The following is a 19,195-nucleotide window of genomic DNA, read 5'->3' on the forward strand; positions in this document are numbered from 1 at the left end:
AAAGAGGTGCGTATGTCTAGCGAAACCAGCCTGCGGGCTCCCCGCCAGGGCCTGAACCTGCGGCGTTTTTTTGATGAATGGGTCATGCTCCTGGCAGCCCTGGGGATCTTCGTGCTGTGCGCACTGTTGATCGACAACTTTCTCTCACCGTTGAACATGCGGGGCCTGGGTCTTGCCATTTCCACGGTGGGCATTGCCGCTTGCACGATGCTGTTCTGTCTGGCGTCCGGGCATTTTGACCTGTCGGTCGGTTCGGTACTGGCCTGCGCCGGAGTGATTGCCGGGATTGTCATGCGCGATACCGACAGCGTGTTTCTCGGTATATCCGCCGCCCTGGCCATGGGCCTGGTCGTCGGGCTGATCAACGGCATTGTCATCGCCAAGCTGCGCATCAACGCCTTGATCACCACTCTGGCGACCATGCAGATCGTCCGCGGCCTGGCCTATATCTTCTCCAACGGCAAGGCGGTGGGGGTTTCGAACGAGGATTTCTTTGTCTTCGGCAATGGTCAGTTGTTCGGCGTGCCAGTGCCAATCCTGATCACCATCGTCTGTTTCATGTTCTTCGGCTGGCTGCTGAACTACACCACTTATGGCCGCAACACACTGGCCATTGGCGGCAACCAGGAAGCCGCTTTGCTGGCCGGTGTACATGTTGACCGGACCAAGATCATCATCTTCGCCGTGCACGGCCTGATCGGCGCCTTGGCGGGCGTCGTGCTGGCATCACGCATGACGTCAGGCCAGCCGATGATCGGCCAGGGCTTCGAGTTGACGGTGATTTCTGCCTGCGTACTGGGCGGGGTGTCGCTCAGTGGCGGGATCGGCATGATTCGTCATGTGATTGCCGGGGTGCTGATTCTGGCAATCATCGAGAATGCGATGAACCTGAAGAATATCGACACCTTTTACCAGTACGTGATTCGCGGCACGATCCTGTTGCTGGCGGTGATCATCGATAGGCTGAAGCGGCGCTGAAACGCCCCATGCCCGATTGAGTGCTGCCTGTGACCGGGCAGGCTCAATTCAGGCGTGAGGTGATGAAGATCAGGCGCATAACGGCCACGGCAAGGGTCTCGGCATCATTCTGGATGTTCTCCAGTTGGCTCTGCTGTTGCGCTGCCTTATCGATCTCGGCACGAGATTCGGCCAGTTGGGTCAGCTGATACAGGTTGTCGGTCATATCGTGCAGATTCATATGCAAGCGCGATATCACCTTGGCCATGCGCTCGGCGCCGGGATTTTGCCAGACCTGCGAATCCTTGGGGGAAAAGCCATCGGCACCCAATGACAGGCTTCCAGCCGACAGGCTCATGCCGGTCACGACATAAGCAACGTCGACACCGACTTCAGCGACCCGGGACAAATAATCTGCCCGTGGGGATCGCACGCCATTTTCGTAGTTACCCTGTGCGTTGGTTTCGACACCGCCAATAGCGCCCAATGCGCTTTGCGAAAGTTTGAGCCTTAGTCGCTCTTGCTTGAGACGTTGCCCAATCCCTGACATAGATAGTTCCCTTGAAATCACAAAGACCTTGGCAGCATTATGGTCTTTAGTATCAATTTGTACTGCCGCGTATAGTTAACCCTGAATCGACAGTCCAGCGGTCATCAATAGTTGCAAAGATACCCTTTTCCAGTTGGGTACAGGAATAAATTTTTGTACGGTTTTGTACGATATTTCTCGGTTCATAAACTATGAAGCGCCCGAGTTGCAGTGTTGTTAGTTAGGTGGCTAATAGCCTTCCCAAAGAGGGGGGGCGGCCTTTTCAGGTAGGAGAGGTGGAGTGCATACGTTGTATTTCCAGGCATCGCCGACTGAGCCTGAGCGGAAAAACGAGGCGATGACTGGCTGGTCACAAAAAAATCGCTGCTTTACTGGAAGTTTTTTAAAGTTCCCTCAAGAGTCCGCTCTATTAAATGAGAATCCGAATCGTTAATGAGGGCAGTTTGCTGTACCTGTTTGAGCCCATTGTTTCGCTGTCGTCCCCACTAGTGTGGCGAGTTTTCCTACCGCATGTTGATGGGCCACGACCAGATCTTCAATGCTGCTGCCAGCTGTTTCACGAATGAGGCTGCTGCAGGTCAGATTTTGCCGTTTAGGGCCACTGTTGCGCAGGCTCAGGCTCCACACCACATCAATCAGGGCGTATTGCCCGGGAATCGACTCGAAACGGCGTACGTCGGTACGCACCGACAGCACGGGCTGATCGGTGTTTTTTGGCAACCCCGCCATGTCACGGGTGCCCAGGCGCTGTTCCAACTGGGCGGTCAGCGCGTCGTGGAACTCATCGGCCAATGGCGCGCCCCAGCGCTCACCTTCCAGGATTGCCAGGCTGCCATTGCCCTGGCGCACCACCAGTGCCGGCTGATCGACCTGCACCGGCAGGATCACCGGCAGCATTTCCAGCTGCAAGGGCGTGCTTGCCTGCGCACTGGATTGTGGTGCCAGCGGGGCGACCAGGGTGTAGTAATGGGTAGGCTGGGACGTACAGGCGCTGATCGCCAGCGCGCCGGTCAACACCATGAGTTTCAGGCGCAGGGTCATTGTTCTGGCTCCAGGTTGATCTCGCGAGAGGATGGGGCAGCTTTGTAGGAGCCCGGCGCGGCGTCACCGGTGCGCCCGCGAATCAGAGCTTCAGGGTGACGGCCGAGATAATCGGTCAGGACGCGTACCGAGCGCGCAGTGCGTTGCACTTCGTCCATGGCCTGGCTCAGTTGTTGGCGTGGCGCGGAGTCTTCACCCAAGGATTCGTTGGCGGTGGCCAGGGTTTTCTGCACCTGCTGCAGGGTGCCGCGCATTTGCGGCAGGACGTCGCCATTGACTTGTTTCATGGTCTTCTGCAGCTCCACCAGGCTGCCATTGAGGTTGTTTGCCACCTGATCGATCGGCAGTTTGCTCAACTTGTCGACGAAGGTTTGCAATTGCTCCTGCAACTTGTCGAAGCTGCCCGGAACTGTGGGGATTTCCAGCGGGCGCGCTTTGGGGTTGAACGCCACTTTCGGTGCCTTGGGATCGAAGTCCATGGCGATATACAACTGGCCGGTCAACAGGTTGCCATTGCGAATCTGGGCGCGCAGGCCGTGCTCGACGAAACCGCCAAGGATGCGCGCGCTGATTTCATCCGGGTCACCCGTGCCGCCTATTTTCTCCAGCTTGGCGTTGGCCGCGCCCAGACGCTTGGGATAAATCACCGCACCGATGATGCCGGGGAACGTTTGGGTCTTGGTGTCATAGTCCAGGTCCACCGACACCACTTTGCCGATATTCACTCCGAGAAAGTCCACCGGCGCGCCAACCACCAGCCCGCGCAGGGATTGATCGAAGCGCATGCGGATATAACGGGCATCGCCGTCGGGCGGGGCCAGGGCCGTGGCCTGGTCGTCGAAAATGGTGAACTCGGCGTTTGCTTCGGCCGGTTTCGAGTCCGGGCTGTATTTCGGTTCACGGAAGGCGATACCGCCGGAAATGATCGACGTCAGGGACTGGGTGTCGATCTTCAAGCCTGCGGCGCCGATGGTGACGTCCACGCCGCTGGCATTCCAGAAGCGGGTATCGGTGGTGATGTACTGATCGTTGGGCGAGTTGATGAAGATCTCGACATCGACGCCTTTGCCTTCCTTGGCCAGGTGATAGGACACCACCTGTCCGACCTGGATGCGCCGGTAATAGATCGGCGAGCCGATGTCCAGGGAGCCGAGGTCGTCGGTATGCAGGATGAAACGCTTGCCTTTCTCGCCGAAACTGACCGGCGGCGGCGTTTCCAGACCGGCGAAGCGGTCGGTGGTTTCTTCGTTGCTGCCCGCGTCTGCCGCAATGAAGGCGCCGGACAGCAGCGTGTCGATGCCGGTGATGCCGTGGGCGCCGATGCGTGGGCGCACCACCCAGTAGTGGCTGTCCTTGCGGGTGAACGGCGCGGCGCTGTTATTCAGCTCAATGGTGGTCAGCACGTGGGTACGATCGTCGCTCAGGGAAATGGCGGTCACCGTACCTATTACTACGTTCTTGTACTTGACCTGAGTCTTGTTGGCTTCAAGTCCTTCGGCGGTGCGGAAGGTGACAGTAATCTTCGGCCCGACATTCATCCAGTCATGCACGGCCATGGACAGACCGATCAACCCGGCGACGATGGGTACCAGCCAGATCAGGGATATGCGCGCGCCACGGCGTTTCACCGTGGGCCGGGCAGGCGAAGGGGGTAGGGCATTGTCAGACATCTTCAACCTCTGCATCCCAGATAAGCCGGGGATCGAAACTCATGGCGGCGAACATCGTCATCACCACCACCAGACCAAAAAAAAGAATACCGATACGCGGCGATATGGTGCTCAGCTCGCGGAATTGCACCAGAGCCGCAACCAGTGCTACCACCAACACATCGAGCATCGACCAATAGCCGATCAGTTCAATGAAACGATACAGTCGCGCGCGTTCACGCATGGCCCAGGTACTGCGGCGCTGGACCGTCACCAGCAGGGTGCCGAGCACGACGAACTTCAGGCAGGGCACCACGACACTGGCGATGAAAATCAGCAGGGCAATGTCCCAGGAACCACCTTCGATGAATTCGAGCACACCGCTCATGATGGTGTTCTGGCTGCTGCTGCCAAACAGCGTCGTGAACATCACCGGCATCAGGTTGGCCGGAATATAGAAAATCAGCCCGGCGATCAGGAACGCCCAGGTTCTGGCGATGCTGTTGGGCTTGCGCGCATGCACCGAGGCTTCGCAGCGCGGACAGGTGGTAGTCTCGGCCGGGCAGACATAGCCGCAGGTATGACACAGGCATACGTCATGTTCATGGGCGAAGGGAATGCCATTCATACTGGATGCACTCCCGGTTCGTCCCACAGACGGCGGATATCCTTGCCCGCAATCAGAATAATCAACACCATCAGCATGGCCATGGCCCACAGCCCCAGGCCCGGATGCACGTCGAGCATGCCGCCCAGCTTGACGATGGCCACCAGGATGCCCAGCAGGCAAACTTCAAGCATGCTCCAGGGCCGCAAGTGCTCCAGTGTGCGCATACACAGTTTGAAGCCTGGTGCTACGGCGCCACGATGGGCATACAACAGCAGCCAGAACAACAGGACGATCTGCAACAGCGGGGCGAGGATAATGGCCAGGCCGGCCACCAGGGCAATCAACGTGATACGGCCTTGGGCCAAGGCCTCCACGGATTGCCACAGCGTGACCTGATTGCTCAGCCCCTTGAGGCTGATACTGATCACCGGGAAAAAATTGGCAAACACGAACAGCAGGGCAGCGGCGATGGTCAGCGCCAGCAATTGTTCGATGCTCAGACGATGCCCGCGCCCCAGGATGGCATCGCAGCGGGCGCAGTAGGCTGCTTCGCCTTTTTGCAGAGACGGCGCTTCATACAGAGAGTCGCAGTGCTCGCAAATGATCAAGTCCGAACGATCTTTCATGGGGTGCAAAGTGGTCGATGCCGTGATGGGGAAGTACTGAATAAGCTCAAGCGCGCAAAGATACCGGTTTCGTCGCGTTCAGGCTCGTTTTTGTCGCGACTGTTTGTCGCAGGCAAGCGTGCTGCGCGCTACTCAGATGGACCGCAGGGCGGGGTCGCCGTTCATGATCGGGCGCCGATCCGGGTAAATAAATCCGCCGTCAGCGGGCAATGAAGAAAAAGCACAGTGATAGACTCGCGCCACTTCAGAACGAGGAGCAGATCAACGTGCGCAAGATGGTAATGATTTTGGCGGTACTGGCGGTAGCCGGCTGTGATTCGGGCAAGCCGGACAAAACTCCTGCTGCCGCTCCGGCAACCCCTGTCGCCGCCGTGGCAGCTGCGCCGCAGTGGGACGTCCAGGTCGTGGCGACCGAAGCCCTCACTGATATTACGGCTTGGTTGCTGGAACACGGTTACCCGTTCCAGATCGACGCCAACCGTCGCATCCTCATCGGGCCGTTCAGCTCAAAGGCCGATGCCGAGGCCAAGAACCAGGAACTGGCAACCAAGCTGATTAACGCCCATCGTGCGGCGGGTGCGCAGGTTGTGGAGCATAAATAGGCCTCGCCCGTAGCAAGACCGACCTGCAGGAGCAGCCTGATATACCGCTTTCGCAGCCTGCGGCAGCTCCTGCAGGGGACCGCGATCTATTAACGACGGCCGAGCAACAAACCTACAACCAGGCCAAAGCCCGCAGACACGGCCACGGTCTGCCATGGGTGGCCGCCGATATAGCTTTCGGTAGCTTCCACGGCTGGCTTGGTGCGATCACGTACGCTGACCACGGAGTCCATGGCCTGCTTGAGTTTGAGGCTCAGCTGAGCGCGCAGGGTTTCGGCTTCTTCGCCCACCAGCGAAGCGCTGTCCTTGAGCAGTTTGTCCGACTCTTCGATCAGCGCCTGCAGTTCGCTGAACGCCTGATCCTTGATCTGTTCGGCGGCATTCTGGGCAGATGTTTTACGAGCCATGGTGTTTTCCTTTCAGTGATGGATGGCAGTATGCAATGGAGTCATTCACATAGAGAAAAGTTGCAGGTATCTGTAGGACCTGAACTTATTCGCTCGTCACATTGCGTCCGAGTGTGCGCTGCAAGGGTGTAAGATGCAGCGGTTTTTATGTCGCAGGTAACCGCTATGAGCTTCAATCTGGCAAATCGCCCCCTTCATGAGCGCGCAGCGCTTGAAGATGAAAAATCCCGACTGTTCGATATGTGGCAAAGCAACCTGGGCAAGGCCAAGGGTGATGCTGCGCGCCTGATCGGGGAAAAAGCCAAGCGCAAGGGCAGGTGGTCCGAATGGGTCCGCGCCGAGCTGGACGCCATGAGCCCGCCGGAGTACGCCAACATGGTGCGCAGTGAAGTCAATCGACTGATGGCGGCTGCCAAGTAATTCATTCGGCTGATATTCATATCGCTCATATCATTTAGCAGTGATTCGGTATTTATTCATGTGAGGCCGCGTTGGAGAATCGCCACATTCTCAGTCAACGGAGCTTTCCCGCATGTCTAAATCCATCGTTGCCGCCCTGCAGATCGGTGCCTTGCCCGGCGGTAAAGCCGAGACCCTGGAGCAGATTCTGTCCTTTGAGGCTGCCATCGTCGAATCCGGCGCCCGCCTGGTGGTCATGCCTGAGGCGCTGCTCGGTGGTTACCCGAAGGGCGAAACCTTCGGCACACAACTGGGTTATCGCTTGCCGGAAGGACGCGAGGCCTATGCACGCTACTACGCCAATGCCATCGACCTGCCAGGGGCGGAAACCGACGTACTGGCTGCCTTGTCGGCACGTACCGGTGCCAGTCTGGTGCTGGGGGTGATCGAGCGGGCAGGCAATACCCTGTATTGCACCGTGATCTTTATCGAGCCGGAAGGCGGCCTGGTGGGCAAGCACCGCAAACTGATGCCAACCGGCACTGAGCGGCTGATCTGGGGCAAGGGCGATGGCTCGACGCTGCCGGTGATCAATAGCCAGGTCGGGCGCGTTGCGTCGGCGGTGTGCTGGGAAAACCAGATGCCCTTGCTGCGCACAGCCATGTACGCCAAGGGTGTCGATGTCTGGTGTGCGCCGACGGTAGACGAACGGGATATCTGGCAGTGCACCATGCGCCACGTTGCCCATGAAGGGCGTCTGTTTGTGATCAGCGCCTGTCAGGTGCAGCCGTCGCCCGAGGCCTTGGGGGTCGAAGTGGCCAACTGGCCGGCACAGCGTCCCCTGATCAACGGTGGCAGCCTGATCGTCGGTCCTTTGGGTGATGTGCTGGCCGGGCCATTACTGGGTGAAAGCGGCCTGCTGTGTGCCGAAATCGATACCGACGAACTGGTCAAGGCACGCTACGACCTGGATGTGGTCGGCCATTACGCGCGGCCGGATATCTTCGAACTGGTCGTCGATGAGCGGGTCAAGCCCGGCGTGCGTTACATTCAGGATTAATCCCTACCATTCGTTATTCAGCGGCTGTGGCAGGCTCAGTACGCCGCTGTCGCTGAAGCGCATGGTGCCGAACAGGCCGCCCGCGAGCTTGCCGTGCAAGGTGTACGGCAGGTTATCCAGGCTCTGGCGTTCGCTGACGCCCACCACCTGACGCAGCGCGGCAAAGGCCGAAACGCTTACCGGCACTACCAGCACCGCTTCGGAAAAGCGCCCGATGGTGCCTTGCTGATCGCTCACCCCCGAGGCAAGCAACTTGCCATTAACGTCCAGATCCAGGGCGACGCCGCTGTAGTCGATGGCGGTTTCATTGGGGTTTTGCAAACGCAGTTTGACGGCCAGCCGTACCTCCAGGCCTTGGCCGGGCAAGGGCTCGATACCCACCACATTGATATTCAACGGATCATTGTGGGGGAACAGCGCGCAGGCGCTCAGCGTCAGTAACAACAAACTGGTGAACAGGGTACGGATGAACTGTACGGGCATGCGCCGGGCTCCGGGCTGATGGCTACCTGATCTCAGACATCCCCGGCGGGCAGAGATTCGTTATTGACCAAATCGCTCATGGATTGCGCCCGCTTTGACCATTGCCTCGTTATCGTGGCAGCGCGACTATCGTTGTCATTGCAACAACCTCCCCAATTCAAAAAACAACATGGAGAAGCTCTTATGCAGCTCAAGGACAAGGCATTTCTGGTCAGTGGCGGCGCTTCGGGACTTGGCGCGGCCACCGCGCGCATGCTGGTGGAAGCGGGCGCCAGGGTCATGCTGGTCGATCTCAATGCCGAGGCTGTTGCTACTCAGGCCGGGCAGTTGGGCGGGCAGACAGCGTTTCATGCCGGTGATATCACTCAGGAGACAGTAGCCCAGGCCGCCGTGGACGCTGCGGTAAAGGCTTTCGGCCATCTTCACGGCCTGGTCAATTGTGCCGGTATTGGTGGCGCGGAGAAGATTCTCGGCAAGGAACAGCCCCATCGCCTGGAAAGCTTCAGCCGCATTATTAATGTCAATCTGATCGGCAGCTTCAACCTGCTGCGTCTCGCCGCCGAGGCCATGGCCAACAACGAGCCGAACGGCGAGGGCGAGCGCGGGGTGATCATCAATACCGCCTCCATTGCCGCTTACGACGGGCAGATCGGCCAGGCCGCCTATGCGGCGTCCAAGGGCGCAATTGTCAGCCTGACCCTGCCAGCGGCGCGGGAGCTGGCACGCTTCGGCATCAGGGTCATGACTATCGCTCCGGGTATTTTTGAGACGCCAATGATGGCCGGGGTTGTCGAGCCGGTGCGCGAAGCCCTGGCTGTGGGTGTGCCGTTTCCGCCGCGTCTGGGCAAGCCTGACGAATACGCGGCGCTGGTCCGGCATATCGTCGAGAACAGCATGCTCAACGGCGAGGTGATCCGTCTCGACGGTGCCCTGCGCATGGCCGCCAAATAAGCTCAGGAGAACTCCATGTCCAAGACCTTGCAGGATGACCCGGTGGTCATTGTCAGTGCCGTGCGCACGCCCATGGGCGGCTTTCAGGGCGACCTGCACAGCCTGACCGCGCCGCAGTTGGGTGCGGCGGCGATCAGGGGCGCAGTAGAGCGTGGCGCGGTCAGGCCCGACGCAATCGACGAGGTGCTGTTCGGCTGCGTGCTGTCTGCCGGGCTCGGCCAGGCCCCGGCACGTCAGGCAGCGCTGGGAGCGGGGCTGAGCACGTCGACGCCCTGCACAACCCTTAACAAAATGTGCGGCTCGGGTATGCAGGCGGTGATCCTTGCCCATGACCTGTTGCTTGCGGGCAGCGCCAGAGTGGTGGTGGCCGGCGGCATGGAAAGCATGTCCAACGCCCCGTACCTGTTGGACCGCGCACGCAGCGGCTACCGCATGGGTCATGGCCGGGTTATCGATCATATGTTTCTCGACGGCCTGGAAGATGCCTACGAGCCGGGACGCCTGATGGGCACATACGCCGAGGATTGCGCCCAGGAGCATGGATTTAGCCGGGAAGCCCAGGACGCCTATGCAGTGGCCTCCCTGACTCGCGCCCAGGCGGCTATTCGTGACGGTCTGTTCACTGCCGAAATCGTTGCGCTCGAGGCGAAGGTCGGCAAGGAACTCAGGCTGATCAGCACTGACGAGCAACCGCCCAAAGCGCGGCTGGACAAGATTGCCAGCCTCAAGCCGGCGTTCAGAGTCGATGGCAGCGTCACGGCGGCCAACTCCAGCTCGATCTCCGATGGCGCGGCAGCCTTGCTGTTGATGCGTCGCTCCGAGGCTGCACAGCAGGGCCTTAAACCCTTGGCGATCATCCATGGTCATGGGGCTTTCGCTGATGAGCCTGGGCTGTTTCCTACAGCACCTGTTGGCGCGATCAATAAGCTGATGCAGCGCACCGGCTGGAACCTGGAGCAGGTGGATCTGTTCGAGATCAACGAAGCGTTCGCCGTAGTTGCCCTGGTGACCATGCAGCAATTGGGGCTGGCCCATGAAAAGGTCAATGTGCACGGCGGCGCCTGTGCTCTGGGGCATCCCATTGGTGCGTCGGGGGCGCGTATTCTGGTCAGCCTGATCTGGGCGCTGCGTCAGCGGCAATTGCGTCGTGGGGTCGCGGCAATCTGTATCGGTGGTGGAGAGGCGACGGCGATGGCCATTGAGTGTGTTTATTAAGTCATTCATACCCTCTTTTGAGACAGGTCCAGCCGGGAATACGCCTTCCCGGCTGAAGCCGGTCCTAAAGGTCAGCCGGTTATCTTCAGAGTTCATTTAAATCAGTTGGTTATAGTTATTTATTAATGTTATTTCACGATAAAATATATTCATGTTTAAAGGATAATAATCAATGAGTTACGAAACATTGTTGCTGGAGATTCGAGATCGAGTAGCCCTCATCACCCTGAACCGTCCTCACGCCCTGAACGCCCTGAATGCCCAGTTGATCCGCGAACTCAACCAGGCTCTCGATCAACTGGAAGCCGACCGTACTATCGGTTGCATCGTCCTCACCGGTTCAGCCAAGGCCTTTGCCGCCGGGGCCGATATCAAGGAAATGGCGCAACTGACCTACCCGCAGATCTATCTCGACGACCTGTTCTGCGACAGCGACCGCGTTGCTGCCCGACGCAAGCCAATGATCGCTGCCGTGGCCGGCTTTGCTTTGGGTGGCGGCTGTGAGCTGGCGTTGATGTGCGATTTTATCCTCGCCGCCGATACTGCCCGTTTCGGTCAGCCGGAAATCAAGCTGGGCGTGCTGCCGGGCATGGGCGGCACCCAGCGCCTGACCCGCGCGGTAGGCAAGGCCAAGGCTATGGAGCTGTGTCTGACCGGACGCCTGATGGATGCCGAAGAGGCCGAGCGGGCCGGTGTGGTGGCGCGGATCGTGCCAGCCGCCGGGCTGTTGGAGGAGGCGCTGAAAGTCGCGGCTGACATTGCGGCCAAATCCCTGCCGGTGGCGATGATGGTCAAGGAAAGCATCAATCGCGCCTTCGAGGTCAGCCTCGCCGAGGGCGTTCGTTTCGAGCGCCGGGTGTTCCATTCGTTGTTTGCCAGTCATGACCAGAAAGAAGGCATGGCGGCGTTCATCGAAAAGCGCGAGGCGGTCTTCAAGGGTTGTTGAACAGCATGAGCTGATGGCGGCTCCAGTTCTGCTGGAAATACACCGCCAAGGGCAGGCAATGGCCGGGATGAATCAGGCACAGTTGCTGGGGCGTCCTGCGGTATTCCTCGGCCAATTGCCGCTGCTGCTCGGTACTCAGGCCCAGATAGCCCTGATCGTCGGTCTGGCCTTCGAATAGCAGGTGACGGGGGTCCAGGCGTGCCAGATGGCTCAGGTCGGCCGTGGGCATACGTACGATGTACCAACTGCGCCGGGCCAGGGGGCGACCGCTCAGGCCGGGTTTTTCAGTCAGACGCAGGTCCTGGCGGTTGGCGTTACGCGGGCTTGCGCAGGCTGCACTTGGCAGCGCATTCAAGGTTATGGCATCGACGCTCAGCTTCATGCAGGCACCTGCGCCATCAACTTGCAGGCTGGGAGCTTCGAGCAGCAGACGCTGGTCATGCCTGAGATGCAGCGCTGTCAGCCCCGGCGACATTTCCATGTCATCGACCACAATCCGCATGCCTCGCGTCGCCTGCCGCAAGCCACAGATCACCGGGCGTTCCGGGTCATTGTCAAAATGGCTGACCCAGACTGCCGTTGCGGCACCACGGCACAGGAGTTCGCCATCAGCGATTTGCGCTGGCATTCCCGTGCTGTCGGTATCGTCGGGAGCTTGCCAGTCATAGCGGATCGGCAGGCGCCCCTGTGAGTCTGTTGTCAGCAGGCCTTCGGAGGTGGTCAGCAGGGTGGCGGGCGAAACGCCGTGAATCCGGGGTTTGGGATGATCGAGGGATGGGCGAAAAGGCATGGCCCAGGGAATGGCGGTAAAGCTGTTGGCGTAGCCCGGTTCAGCCGTTGCAGGTAGCGTCGATTCAAGGATCCTCGCGCAATCGTACTCGTCTGCGCCTGCCAGTACCTGGGGCTGCCAGGCGCGATGACGGACTTGCGTCAGCAGCCATTGATCGTTGTACTGCACCATCGGGTGGCCGAGTACCTGAACGACCTGCCCGCTGCCCAGGCTGGCGCGGTCACTGCGACCCTCGACCCGATAGCGTTCACAACGCATGCGCTCCAGCGCCCGCCGCCCGGCCTGGCGCTGGCGCATTTGTCGGGCATCGCTGCGATTGTCGTAGGCCGGGTGCAGGTAGTGTTGATTGGCTTCACCCTGGATCGGTGGTCCGGTCGGCTCCGGTTCATGGCTTTCATCTTGCTGGTTTTCGGGTTGACCCTGGCTGGGTAAGGCCCAGAGCATTTCGCTCAAGTGACTGAGCCCGACGGGGGCGGATGAAGCACTCAGCGAGCGCCGGAAGCCCAGAGGTTGCGGCAATGTAGGAAAGCTGCCGGGATCATCGGAGAAAATCAGCAGATGCTGATTGCGACTGTGCTCGAAACGAAAGTGAATACCTTCTTCTTCGCACAGACGCTGTAGCAGGTGCAGGTCGCTTTCGTCGTACTGCACGCACAGGGCGCGTGGCGGATAGAGACCGGTGGTGGGCTCGAAACGGTACGCGTCTTCTCCAAGGCCATGCTCTGCCAGTAGGCGCACAATCAGTTGCGGCACGCTGAGGTTGCGCAAGATCCTTCTCTGCCGGCGATGCTCAAGCCGCTGCAGGTCAGGTATCAGGCTGACACGATAGTGACTCAGGTCGGTGCCTGCGTAGCGCTGGCTGGCCCCGCCAATATGCCCGTGCACGCCTTCTTCGCCATCGCCCAGGCTCAGGAAGGCATGGCGCTGCAGTAACTGATTGAGGTCCAGCAACGGGTTGTCGCTGAGCAAGTCAATGTCGAAACGATAGGGTTGATTCAGTGCATCCTGGCCGTTGAAGCCGATGACCCGCAGGGGCAACGGTGTGTCATCAATGACCAGGGTGATTGGCTCGTGCGTGTTCCGGCACATTCGCTTGCGCTCCCAGCTAGAAAATTCCAGGGGGCGAAGGGTACGAAATGCGCGCCGTCCTTGGCATGGCTGCAGGGCTTTTCAGAAAAGGACTACAAAGCTTTAGGTTAAGTCAGTCATGGCGTCAAATAGTCTCAGTGTGAAGACAATGACGTGAGAGGGGTTTCATCCGGCGTCATCGCGTATAAAATGCGCCGGTTAGTATTTTTCAACGTGTTGCCGCAGCACCTGTCCTGATGACCGGGTGAGGGCGGCAGGACGCAATCGAATCAAGAGAGCAAGCATGGGCGCACAGTGGAAGGTCAAGCATAAAGAAGCAGCAGCCAACGCCAAGGGGCGTATTTTTGGCAAGCTGTCCAAGGAAATCATGATCGCCGCGCGTTCCGGCGCTGACCCGGACATGAACTCCCGGTTGCGTCTGGTGGTTGAGCAGGCCAAGAAGGCCTCAATGCCTCGCGAGACTCTGGAGCGGGCAATCAAGAAGGGCGCGGGCCTGTTGGGTGAGCACGTCAACTTCGAGCGTCTGACCTACGAAGGTTTCGCGCCGCACAAGGTACCGGTGATCGTCGAGTGCCTGACTGACAACATCAACCGCACCGTGTCGGAAATCCGTGTGCTGTTCCGCAAGGGCCAGCTCGGCGCTGCCGGTTCCGTGTCCTGGGATTTCCTCTATCAGGGCATGATCGAAGCCACCCCGGACAACGCCGACGCTGACCCTGAACTGGCTGCCATTGAAGCTGGTGCCCAGGATTTTGAGCCGGGCGAAGACGGTGCCACGCTGTTCCTCAGCGAGTCCACCGATCTTGATGCCGTGTGCAAGGCCCTGCCTGAGTTCGGCTTCACCGTGACTTCGGCGCAGTTGGGCTATCGCCCGAAAAGCACTGTGGATGGTCTTAGCGATGAGCAGATGGCTGAAGTCGAAGCGTTTCTCGAAGCTATCGATGCCCATGATGACGTGCAGAACGTGTATGTAGGGTTGGCGGGTTAAAGGCTTAGCTACGAGCTACGAGCTGTAAGAAAGATTAGCGGTATTCTGTGGGACTGGTTTTAGACGGGAAGGCGAATTCCCGGCTAAAGCCGGTCCCACAGTGTTTATGCTCGCAGCTCGAGGCTCGTAGCTAACAGCTGCTTCACCTCAGCCATCGTCGGGCGCTGCATGACATCAGCCTGCACGCACCGTCCCTGCAATGCCCACACGGGGTCACCCGGCGGCAGCTCGCAGCGTTCCAGCAACTCGCCCAACAAAATGCCAAAGGCCCGGGTCTCTATGCGCTCCAGCATCGCGGCTTCTCCCGTGTGCGGATGAAACGCTGCCGCACCGAAATCCCCCAACAAGCATTCGCCATGCGGGCTCCACAGGATGTTATGGGCATACAGATCGCCATGGATCATGCCGTGGCTGTGCAGATGGGCGGTGGCTGAGGCAATGCCGCTGGCGATGCGCAGGGCTGTGTCCTGCTCCAGGCGCAGTCCGGTGGGGTAGATATCCCGGGTGCAGGATTCCAGGCTGGGCGGTCCGGCCAGATTGATAAAGGCTGGGTCGATCAGGTCCAGCACCAGTGCGGCGCGACCTTCGGGGTGGTCAGCGATGCGGCCTTCGACCCGGATCAGTTGCTCATGGACACCGGCGACCAGGCAGGCCGCCATTTCGTCGAGGGGCGAGCCGTCGCTGGTGACGTGGCCTTTATAGACTTTGACCGCGACAGCCAGCGGATCCTGCCCGGGCCTTTGCCACAGTGCCTGCCGAATGACCCCCGAAGCGCCTTCGCCAAGCTTTTCCCCGAGTTGCAACTGTTGCCACGCAATTGGAAGCACATCGATGGCGGGTGCTGGCGGGGACAGTGGATTGCCGCCATGGGCCAGCCAGGCGAGGGCGGGCATTTGCAGCAGCCAGTCGGGCAGCTCGGTCAGTTGGTTGACGGCACTGCGCAGCAGTTCCAGGCGCTGACAACGGGCCAGGCTGTCGGGCAGGCGTTGCAGACGGTTACCGGCCAACATCAGCTTTTGCAGGTGAGCACAGTTGCCAAGGGCCTCGGGCAGGCTGTCGATCTGGTTGTCGGTAAGGATCAACGAGCGCAGCTGCGGCGGCAGGGCCTCGGCGGGGACGTGGCGAATGCGATTGGCCTTGAAACCGATCACTTGCAACTGTTCACAGCGGCCAATACAGGCGGGCAGCTCGGTAAAGTCGTTGTCGGAGACGAACAGGATGCGCATGTGCCGGAGCCGATAGAGATCATCGGGCAGGCTGCTCAGGGCGTTGCCGCTGAGGTTGAGCACTTCCAGGGAGTCGGCCAGCTCGAAGATCGCCCGAGGGAATTCAGTGAGTCCGCAGGACAGGTCCAGGCGGCGGATGCCGTGGAGCTTGCCGGTGTTCAGGTCTTCGAGGCTGTGCATGGAGGTGTGAGGTCAATGGCTGTTGGAGGCGACCATTCTAACAGGCTGTCAGGCCAGCTTCAGGCACCGGTCAACCAACTGCAGGGTACGTTCCAGGCTTGGTGGCGCATCGGCGTAGAGCAGGCGGTAGATGATTGGCGCGACCACGGTGTCGATCAGTTCGACGGTGCAGGGCGCGCGCTCGCCCCGAGCCAGCGCGCGATCGATGATGATTTGCAACTGCTCCTGAACGATGGCGACACATTTACCCGAGCAGGTGGTGGCGCCGGTGGCGACCACGTCACGCATCAATTCCCGGCCCGGAGCGGAACTCATTTCCTCGAGATAGGCCTCGGTCCAGGTGTGCAGATCTTCACGCAGGTTGCCGCAGTTGATCGGCTCGTCCGGGCGCAGGCGCTCGACCGCAGCATCGGCCAGCAGAGTGGTCAGGTCGCCCCAGCGACGATAGATGGTCGAAGGCGTGACCCCCGCGCGAGCGGCGATCAGCGGCACGCTCAGGGCGCTGCGCTCATGTTCGAGGAGCAGGTCGCGAACGGCGGTATGGATCGATTCCTGCACGCGGGCGCTGCGGCCTCCGGTGCGTATGCCTTCTTTAATAGCCATGGGGCAGACCTTAACACAAAGTATTTGCTTTAATTCGAATCAACTCGCACACTTTATAACGCTAAAACTTAGCTTTAATTATGTGCGCGATTGGAGAGTGTACCCATGTCTATACCTTTGCAGAACCCGGGCAGCGCCGATCGGCCGCACAAACACTTGGGTTTTCTGGCATTTACCACGTTGTGCTTCTTTGCCGCCTCCAGTGCGCCGACGCCGCTCTACCATCTCTATCAGCAGGATTGGGGCTTTTCCGCAGCAACGTTGACGCTGATTTTCGCGGTTTATGCCATGAGTCTCCTGGTCGCATTGTTGGTGGTCGGCTCGCTATCCGACTACCTGGGCCGACGGCCGGTCATCTTCGTTTCGCTGCTGCTGGAGATCGCGGCCATGCTGCTGTTTATCTTCGCCAGTGACGTCGGCTGGCTGATTGCCGCGCGGGTCATGCAGGGTTTCGCCACGGGCATGGCCACCAGTGCCCTGGGCGCTGCGCTGTTGGACAGCGATCAGAAGCAGGGGCCGCTGATCAACAGCATCGCGCCGATGTTCGGCATGGCCGCAGGTGCACTGGGCACCGCGGTCCTGGTGGAGTTTGCGCCATTGCCGCTATTGCTGGCCTATTGTGTTCTGCTGGCGGCTTTTGTGTTCCAGGCGCTGTATCTGTGGCGGATAGCCGAGACCGTCAGCCCGCAACCGGGCGTCTGGCAGTCGCTCAAGCCCTCGCTGCATGTGCCGACTCAAGCGCGGGGCACGTTATGGGCCGTGTTGCCGGCAGATATTGCCGCCTGGTCCCTGGGAGGCTTTTTCCTGTCCCTGACGCCCTCGTTGCTGGCCGCAGCCACCGGTTCGACCTCGGCGCTCAATGGCGGCCTGGCTGTGGCCGCGCTGACGCTCAGTGGTGCGGTGGCAATCGTCAATCTGCGTCTGCGTGAAGCGAGTCTGGCCTTGTGGGTGGGTGTCTGCTTCCTGCCATTGGGGGTTGCGGTGATTCTGGTGGCGGTCAACAGCGGCTGGCTCTGGCTGTTCTTCGTGGGTTCGGTGGTGGCCGGGGTAGGCTTTGGTTCCAGCTTTCTCGGTGCCTTGCGTATGCTCCTGCCGTTGGCCCATGCCCATGAACGCGCAGGGCTGTTATCGGCGTTCTATGTGCTCAGCTACCTGGCGTTCTGTGTGCCCGCGCTGATGGCCGGGTTCTCGGCCAGGCATCTGGGGCTGATCACCACCACCAATATCTATGGCTCGGTGGTGATCGTCCTGGCGCTGCTGGCGTTGGGTGGGTTGCTGGTCAAGCGGGCTGAGCGGCGGCGGCTGGCTGCATAACGTCGGGAAGTACGAACAGGTGGGAGCAAGCTTGCTTGCGAAAGCGATGTTTCAACCGCTGAAGTGATGGCGGTTGTACTGGCCCCTTCGCGGGCAAGCCCGGCCACAGGTGATCATTCCCACAGTTAATCATGGGTAAATCAGATCGCGTTATGCAGCGCCTGTCGGGCCTGTTGCGCGGCAGGATCATCCGCCGGGCCGACCACGGCGTAGTTGTAGCCGCCCCCTGACCAGTAATCCGCCTGCAATTCACCATCCCGGCGACTGCCCTGGGGGAGCAAGTGGTTGCGCTCTCCCGGTGGCCGAATATAGAAGCTGAGCTTGCGCCCGTCCGCATCGGCGTAGACCACCATGGCTGCGGCGCCTTGCTCGGTGCTGGTCATGCGCCCGCCCACGGGCTTGAAGCCTGCGGCTGCAAGGTCAGGCAGGCGATTGGCCCGGGCAAAGTTCTTGTCCAGCCAGCCCTGGGCATCGCTGACCTTGGTCGGGTTCCAGTCGGTGGCCATGTCATCTTTTACCGCAAACATGCGATAAGCCTGCACGGCGTCCGCCATGGGCGGGGTGGCGGTACTGAGGGTCATTTCCCGGGCCTGCCAGCCGCTGAGGCCGCCGACGCTGACGGCAATCAGCAACACCGCAGCGGTGGCGTAGTGCCGGTAGGATTTTTGGCGCATGGTCTGGCGAATGAACGCCGGATCCAGTTCCGGATTGGCGCTGCGCTGCAAATCGCCGCTCAGGGCGGCACGCAGGTGCTGGGCGTCCAGTTGCCAGTCCTGTACCTGGCGGGCCACCTCGGGATGGGCCGCCAGCCAGGTTTCCAGGGTCTGCCGGTCGGTATCGCTCAATTGGCGGTCGACGTAGGCGTGCAGGTCGCGTTCGCTGGGGGGCAGGCTGATCATTTCAGTATCCGCAGGGCAGGGGGCGTGATTTCACCGTCGCTGAGTTGCCGCAAGGCCTGGCGGGCCCTGGACAAACGGGACATGACGGTACCGATCGGAACATCAAGAATTTCGGCGACCTCCTTGTAACTCAAGCCTTCCACCGAAATCCACAGCAACAGTGCGCGCTGCTCGGTATTGAGGCCTTCGAACGCCTGCAAGGTGGACTGGGCGACCACTGTGCGCTCCACCGACGGCTGATAGTCGTCTTCACTGGCACCGGTAAAGAAATCCAGCATGCGCGTGTACCGGCGTGAGCGGCGGTGGGCGTCGAGGAACTGGCGATAGAGAATGGCAAACAGCCATGCGCGCAGATCACCTTCCGGACGTTTGTCGCTCCAGGCGGTCAGGGCTTTCTCCAGGCTCGACTGGACCAGGTCGTCTGCGCTAGTCGGATTACGCGTCAGCGATACCGCGAAGCGGCGAATTCGCGGGATCAGCTCACGTAATTGGTCGTCGATGTCATGCATGGCTTGCGGCATCCGGGGGCAATGTAATGGATCGTTATGATCAGCAAGACGTCGCTACCCGGAGTCTATTCCATGAAGCCGCAATTATTTTGCCAAAATGT

At 60.1% G+C, this 19,195-nt stretch carries 21 protein-coding genes; 9 read left to right on the forward strand and 12 right to left on the reverse strand.

The genetic code is table 11. The annotated features are described in order from the left end of the window. Positions 1 to 12: 12 nt before the first annotated feature. Positions 13 to 978: an L-arabinose ABC transporter permease AraH gene (gene araH / locus AC1Z24_RS14765; RefSeq protein WP_483746281.1), complete on the forward strand. Its 966-nt coding sequence runs from the start codon at positions 13 to 15 to the stop codon at positions 976 to 978. 43 nt (positions 979 to 1,021) lie between these two features. Here the strand turns inward: araH and AC1Z24_RS14770 are convergent, their stop codons facing one another. The 5 genes from AC1Z24_RS14770 to AC1Z24_RS14790 form a co-directional block, all read right to left on the reverse strand. Then, complete coding sequence (locus AC1Z24_RS14770; protein WP_483746282.1) at positions 1,022 to 1,507, reverse strand: helix-turn-helix domain-containing protein; 486 nt, start codon at positions 1,505 to 1,507, stop codon at positions 1,022 to 1,024. A 429-nt stretch (positions 1,508 to 1,936) separates the two neighbouring features. Continuing rightward, positions 1,937 to 2,548, reverse strand: coding sequence for a PqiC family protein (locus AC1Z24_RS14775; RefSeq protein ID WP_483746283.1), 612 nt, complete (start codon positions 2,546 to 2,548; stop codon positions 1,937 to 1,939). Further along, positions 2,545 to 4,218, reverse strand: coding sequence for a PqiB family protein (locus AC1Z24_RS14780; protein ID WP_483746284.1), 1,674 nt, complete (start codon positions 4,216 to 4,218; stop codon positions 2,545 to 2,547). The genes AC1Z24_RS14775 and AC1Z24_RS14780 overlap by 4 nt, the downstream gene beginning before the upstream one ends. Next, the gene (locus tag AC1Z24_RS14785) at positions 4,211 to 4,825 is read right to left on the reverse strand and encodes a paraquat-inducible protein A (RefSeq protein ID WP_483746285.1); all 615 of its coding nucleotides are present in this window, start codon (positions 4,823 to 4,825) and stop codon (positions 4,211 to 4,213) included. The genes AC1Z24_RS14780 and AC1Z24_RS14785 overlap by 8 nt, the downstream gene beginning before the upstream one ends. Next, complete coding sequence (locus tag AC1Z24_RS14790; RefSeq protein ID WP_483746286.1) at positions 4,822 to 5,433, reverse strand: paraquat-inducible protein A; 612 nt, start codon at positions 5,431 to 5,433, stop codon at positions 4,822 to 4,824. Before AC1Z24_RS14790 ends, AC1Z24_RS14785 begins: the two co-directional genes overlap by 4 nt. 209 nt (positions 5,434 to 5,642) lie before the next feature. On the opposite strand from AC1Z24_RS14790, the gene AC1Z24_RS14795 reads away from it, so the two are divergent. Further along, positions 5,643 to 6,035, forward strand: coding sequence for an SPOR domain-containing protein (locus tag AC1Z24_RS14795; protein ID WP_483746287.1), 393 nt, complete (start codon positions 5,643 to 5,645; stop codon positions 6,033 to 6,035). An 89-nt stretch (positions 6,036 to 6,124) separates the two neighbouring features. Here the strand turns inward: AC1Z24_RS14795 and AC1Z24_RS14800 are convergent, their stop codons facing one another. Further along, on the reverse strand, positions 6,125 to 6,442 hold the full coding sequence (locus AC1Z24_RS14800; protein WP_259103906.1) for an ElaB/YgaM/YqjD family protein: 318 nt from the start codon (positions 6,440 to 6,442) through the stop codon (positions 6,125 to 6,127). Positions 6,443 to 6,607: 165 nt separating this feature from the next. Here AC1Z24_RS14800 and AC1Z24_RS14805 point away from each other — a divergent pair, with 165 nt between their 5' ends. Both AC1Z24_RS14805 and AC1Z24_RS14810 read left to right on the forward strand, forming a co-directional pair. After that, on the forward strand, positions 6,608 to 6,862 hold the full coding sequence (locus AC1Z24_RS14805; RefSeq protein ID WP_483746288.1) for a hypothetical protein: 255 nt from the start codon (positions 6,608 to 6,610) through the stop codon (positions 6,860 to 6,862). 112 nt (positions 6,863 to 6,974) lie between these two features. Continuing rightward, entirely contained in the window at positions 6,975 to 7,901 is a 927-nt protein-coding gene (locus AC1Z24_RS14810) for a carbon-nitrogen hydrolase family protein (protein ID WP_483746289.1), read from the forward strand. A 3-nt stretch (positions 7,902 to 7,904) separates the two neighbouring features. On the opposite strand, the gene AC1Z24_RS14815 is transcribed toward AC1Z24_RS14810, so the two are convergent. Further along, entirely contained in the window at positions 7,905 to 8,384 is a 480-nt protein-coding gene (locus AC1Z24_RS14815) for an LEA/WHy family protein (protein WP_483746290.1), read from the reverse strand. Between the two features lie 183 nt (positions 8,385 to 8,567). Between AC1Z24_RS14815 and AC1Z24_RS14820 the strand changes: the two genes are divergently transcribed. The 3 genes from AC1Z24_RS14820 to AC1Z24_RS14830 all read left to right on the forward strand — a co-directional run bounded on the left by AC1Z24_RS14820 (position 8,568) and on the right by AC1Z24_RS14830 (position 11,496). Continuing rightward, positions 8,568 to 9,335, forward strand: coding sequence for a 3-hydroxyacyl-CoA dehydrogenase (locus tag AC1Z24_RS14820; RefSeq protein WP_483746291.1), 768 nt, complete (start codon positions 8,568 to 8,570; stop codon positions 9,333 to 9,335). A 15-nt stretch (positions 9,336 to 9,350) separates the two neighbouring features. Further along, positions 9,351 to 10,550, forward strand: coding sequence for an acetyl-CoA C-acyltransferase (locus AC1Z24_RS14825; RefSeq protein WP_483746292.1), 1,200 nt, complete (start codon positions 9,351 to 9,353; stop codon positions 10,548 to 10,550). Between the two features lie 172 nt (positions 10,551 to 10,722). Beyond that, positions 10,723 to 11,496: an enoyl-CoA hydratase gene (locus tag AC1Z24_RS14830; protein WP_483746293.1), complete on the forward strand. Its 774-nt coding sequence runs from the start codon at positions 10,723 to 10,725 to the stop codon at positions 11,494 to 11,496. On the opposite strand, the gene AC1Z24_RS14835 is transcribed toward AC1Z24_RS14830, so the two are convergent. Then, a complete protein-coding gene (locus AC1Z24_RS14835; RefSeq protein ID WP_483746294.1) occupies positions 11,483 to 13,375 on the reverse strand; it encodes a type VI secretion system Vgr family protein in 1,893 nt (630 codons plus the stop codon). The genes AC1Z24_RS14830 and AC1Z24_RS14835 overlap by 14 nt on opposite strands. Before the next feature lie 283 nt (positions 13,376 to 13,658). Here AC1Z24_RS14835 and AC1Z24_RS14840 point away from each other — a divergent pair, with 283 nt between their 5' ends. Further along, positions 13,659 to 14,363, forward strand: coding sequence for a YebC/PmpR family DNA-binding transcriptional regulator (locus tag AC1Z24_RS14840; protein ID WP_483746295.1), 705 nt, complete (start codon positions 13,659 to 13,661; stop codon positions 14,361 to 14,363). Positions 14,364 to 14,467: 104 nt separating this feature from the next. Here AC1Z24_RS14840 and AC1Z24_RS14845 read toward each other — a convergent pair whose 3' ends face one another. Beyond that, the gene (locus AC1Z24_RS14845) at positions 14,468 to 15,769 is read right to left on the reverse strand and encodes a leucine-rich repeat-containing protein kinase family protein (protein ID WP_483746296.1); all 1,302 of its coding nucleotides are present in this window, start codon (positions 15,767 to 15,769) and stop codon (positions 14,468 to 14,470) included. A 48-nt stretch (positions 15,770 to 15,817) separates the two neighbouring features. Next, positions 15,818 to 16,372: a TetR/AcrR family transcriptional regulator gene (locus AC1Z24_RS14850; RefSeq protein ID WP_259103886.1), complete on the reverse strand. Its 555-nt coding sequence runs from the start codon at positions 16,370 to 16,372 to the stop codon at positions 15,818 to 15,820. A 105-nt stretch (positions 16,373 to 16,477) separates the two neighbouring features. Here AC1Z24_RS14850 and AC1Z24_RS14855 point away from each other — a divergent pair, with 105 nt between their 5' ends. Continuing rightward, positions 16,478 to 17,686, forward strand: coding sequence for an MFS transporter (locus AC1Z24_RS14855; protein ID WP_483746297.1), 1,209 nt, complete (start codon positions 16,478 to 16,480; stop codon positions 17,684 to 17,686). A gap of 140 nt (positions 17,687 to 17,826) precedes the next feature. Here the strand turns inward: AC1Z24_RS14855 and AC1Z24_RS14860 are convergent, their stop codons facing one another. Beyond that, complete coding sequence (locus AC1Z24_RS14860; RefSeq protein WP_483746298.1) at positions 17,827 to 18,585, reverse strand: anti-sigma factor; 759 nt, start codon at positions 18,583 to 18,585, stop codon at positions 17,827 to 17,829. Further along, on the reverse strand, positions 18,582 to 19,094 hold the full coding sequence (locus AC1Z24_RS14865; RefSeq protein WP_483746299.1) for a sigma-70 family RNA polymerase sigma factor: 513 nt from the start codon (positions 19,092 to 19,094) through the stop codon (positions 18,582 to 18,584). Before AC1Z24_RS14865 ends, AC1Z24_RS14860 begins: the two co-directional genes overlap by 4 nt. Positions 19,095 to 19,195: the final 101 nt, after the last annotated feature.

It is taken from the genome of Pseudomonas sp. JL23 (genome assembly GCF_056933585.1).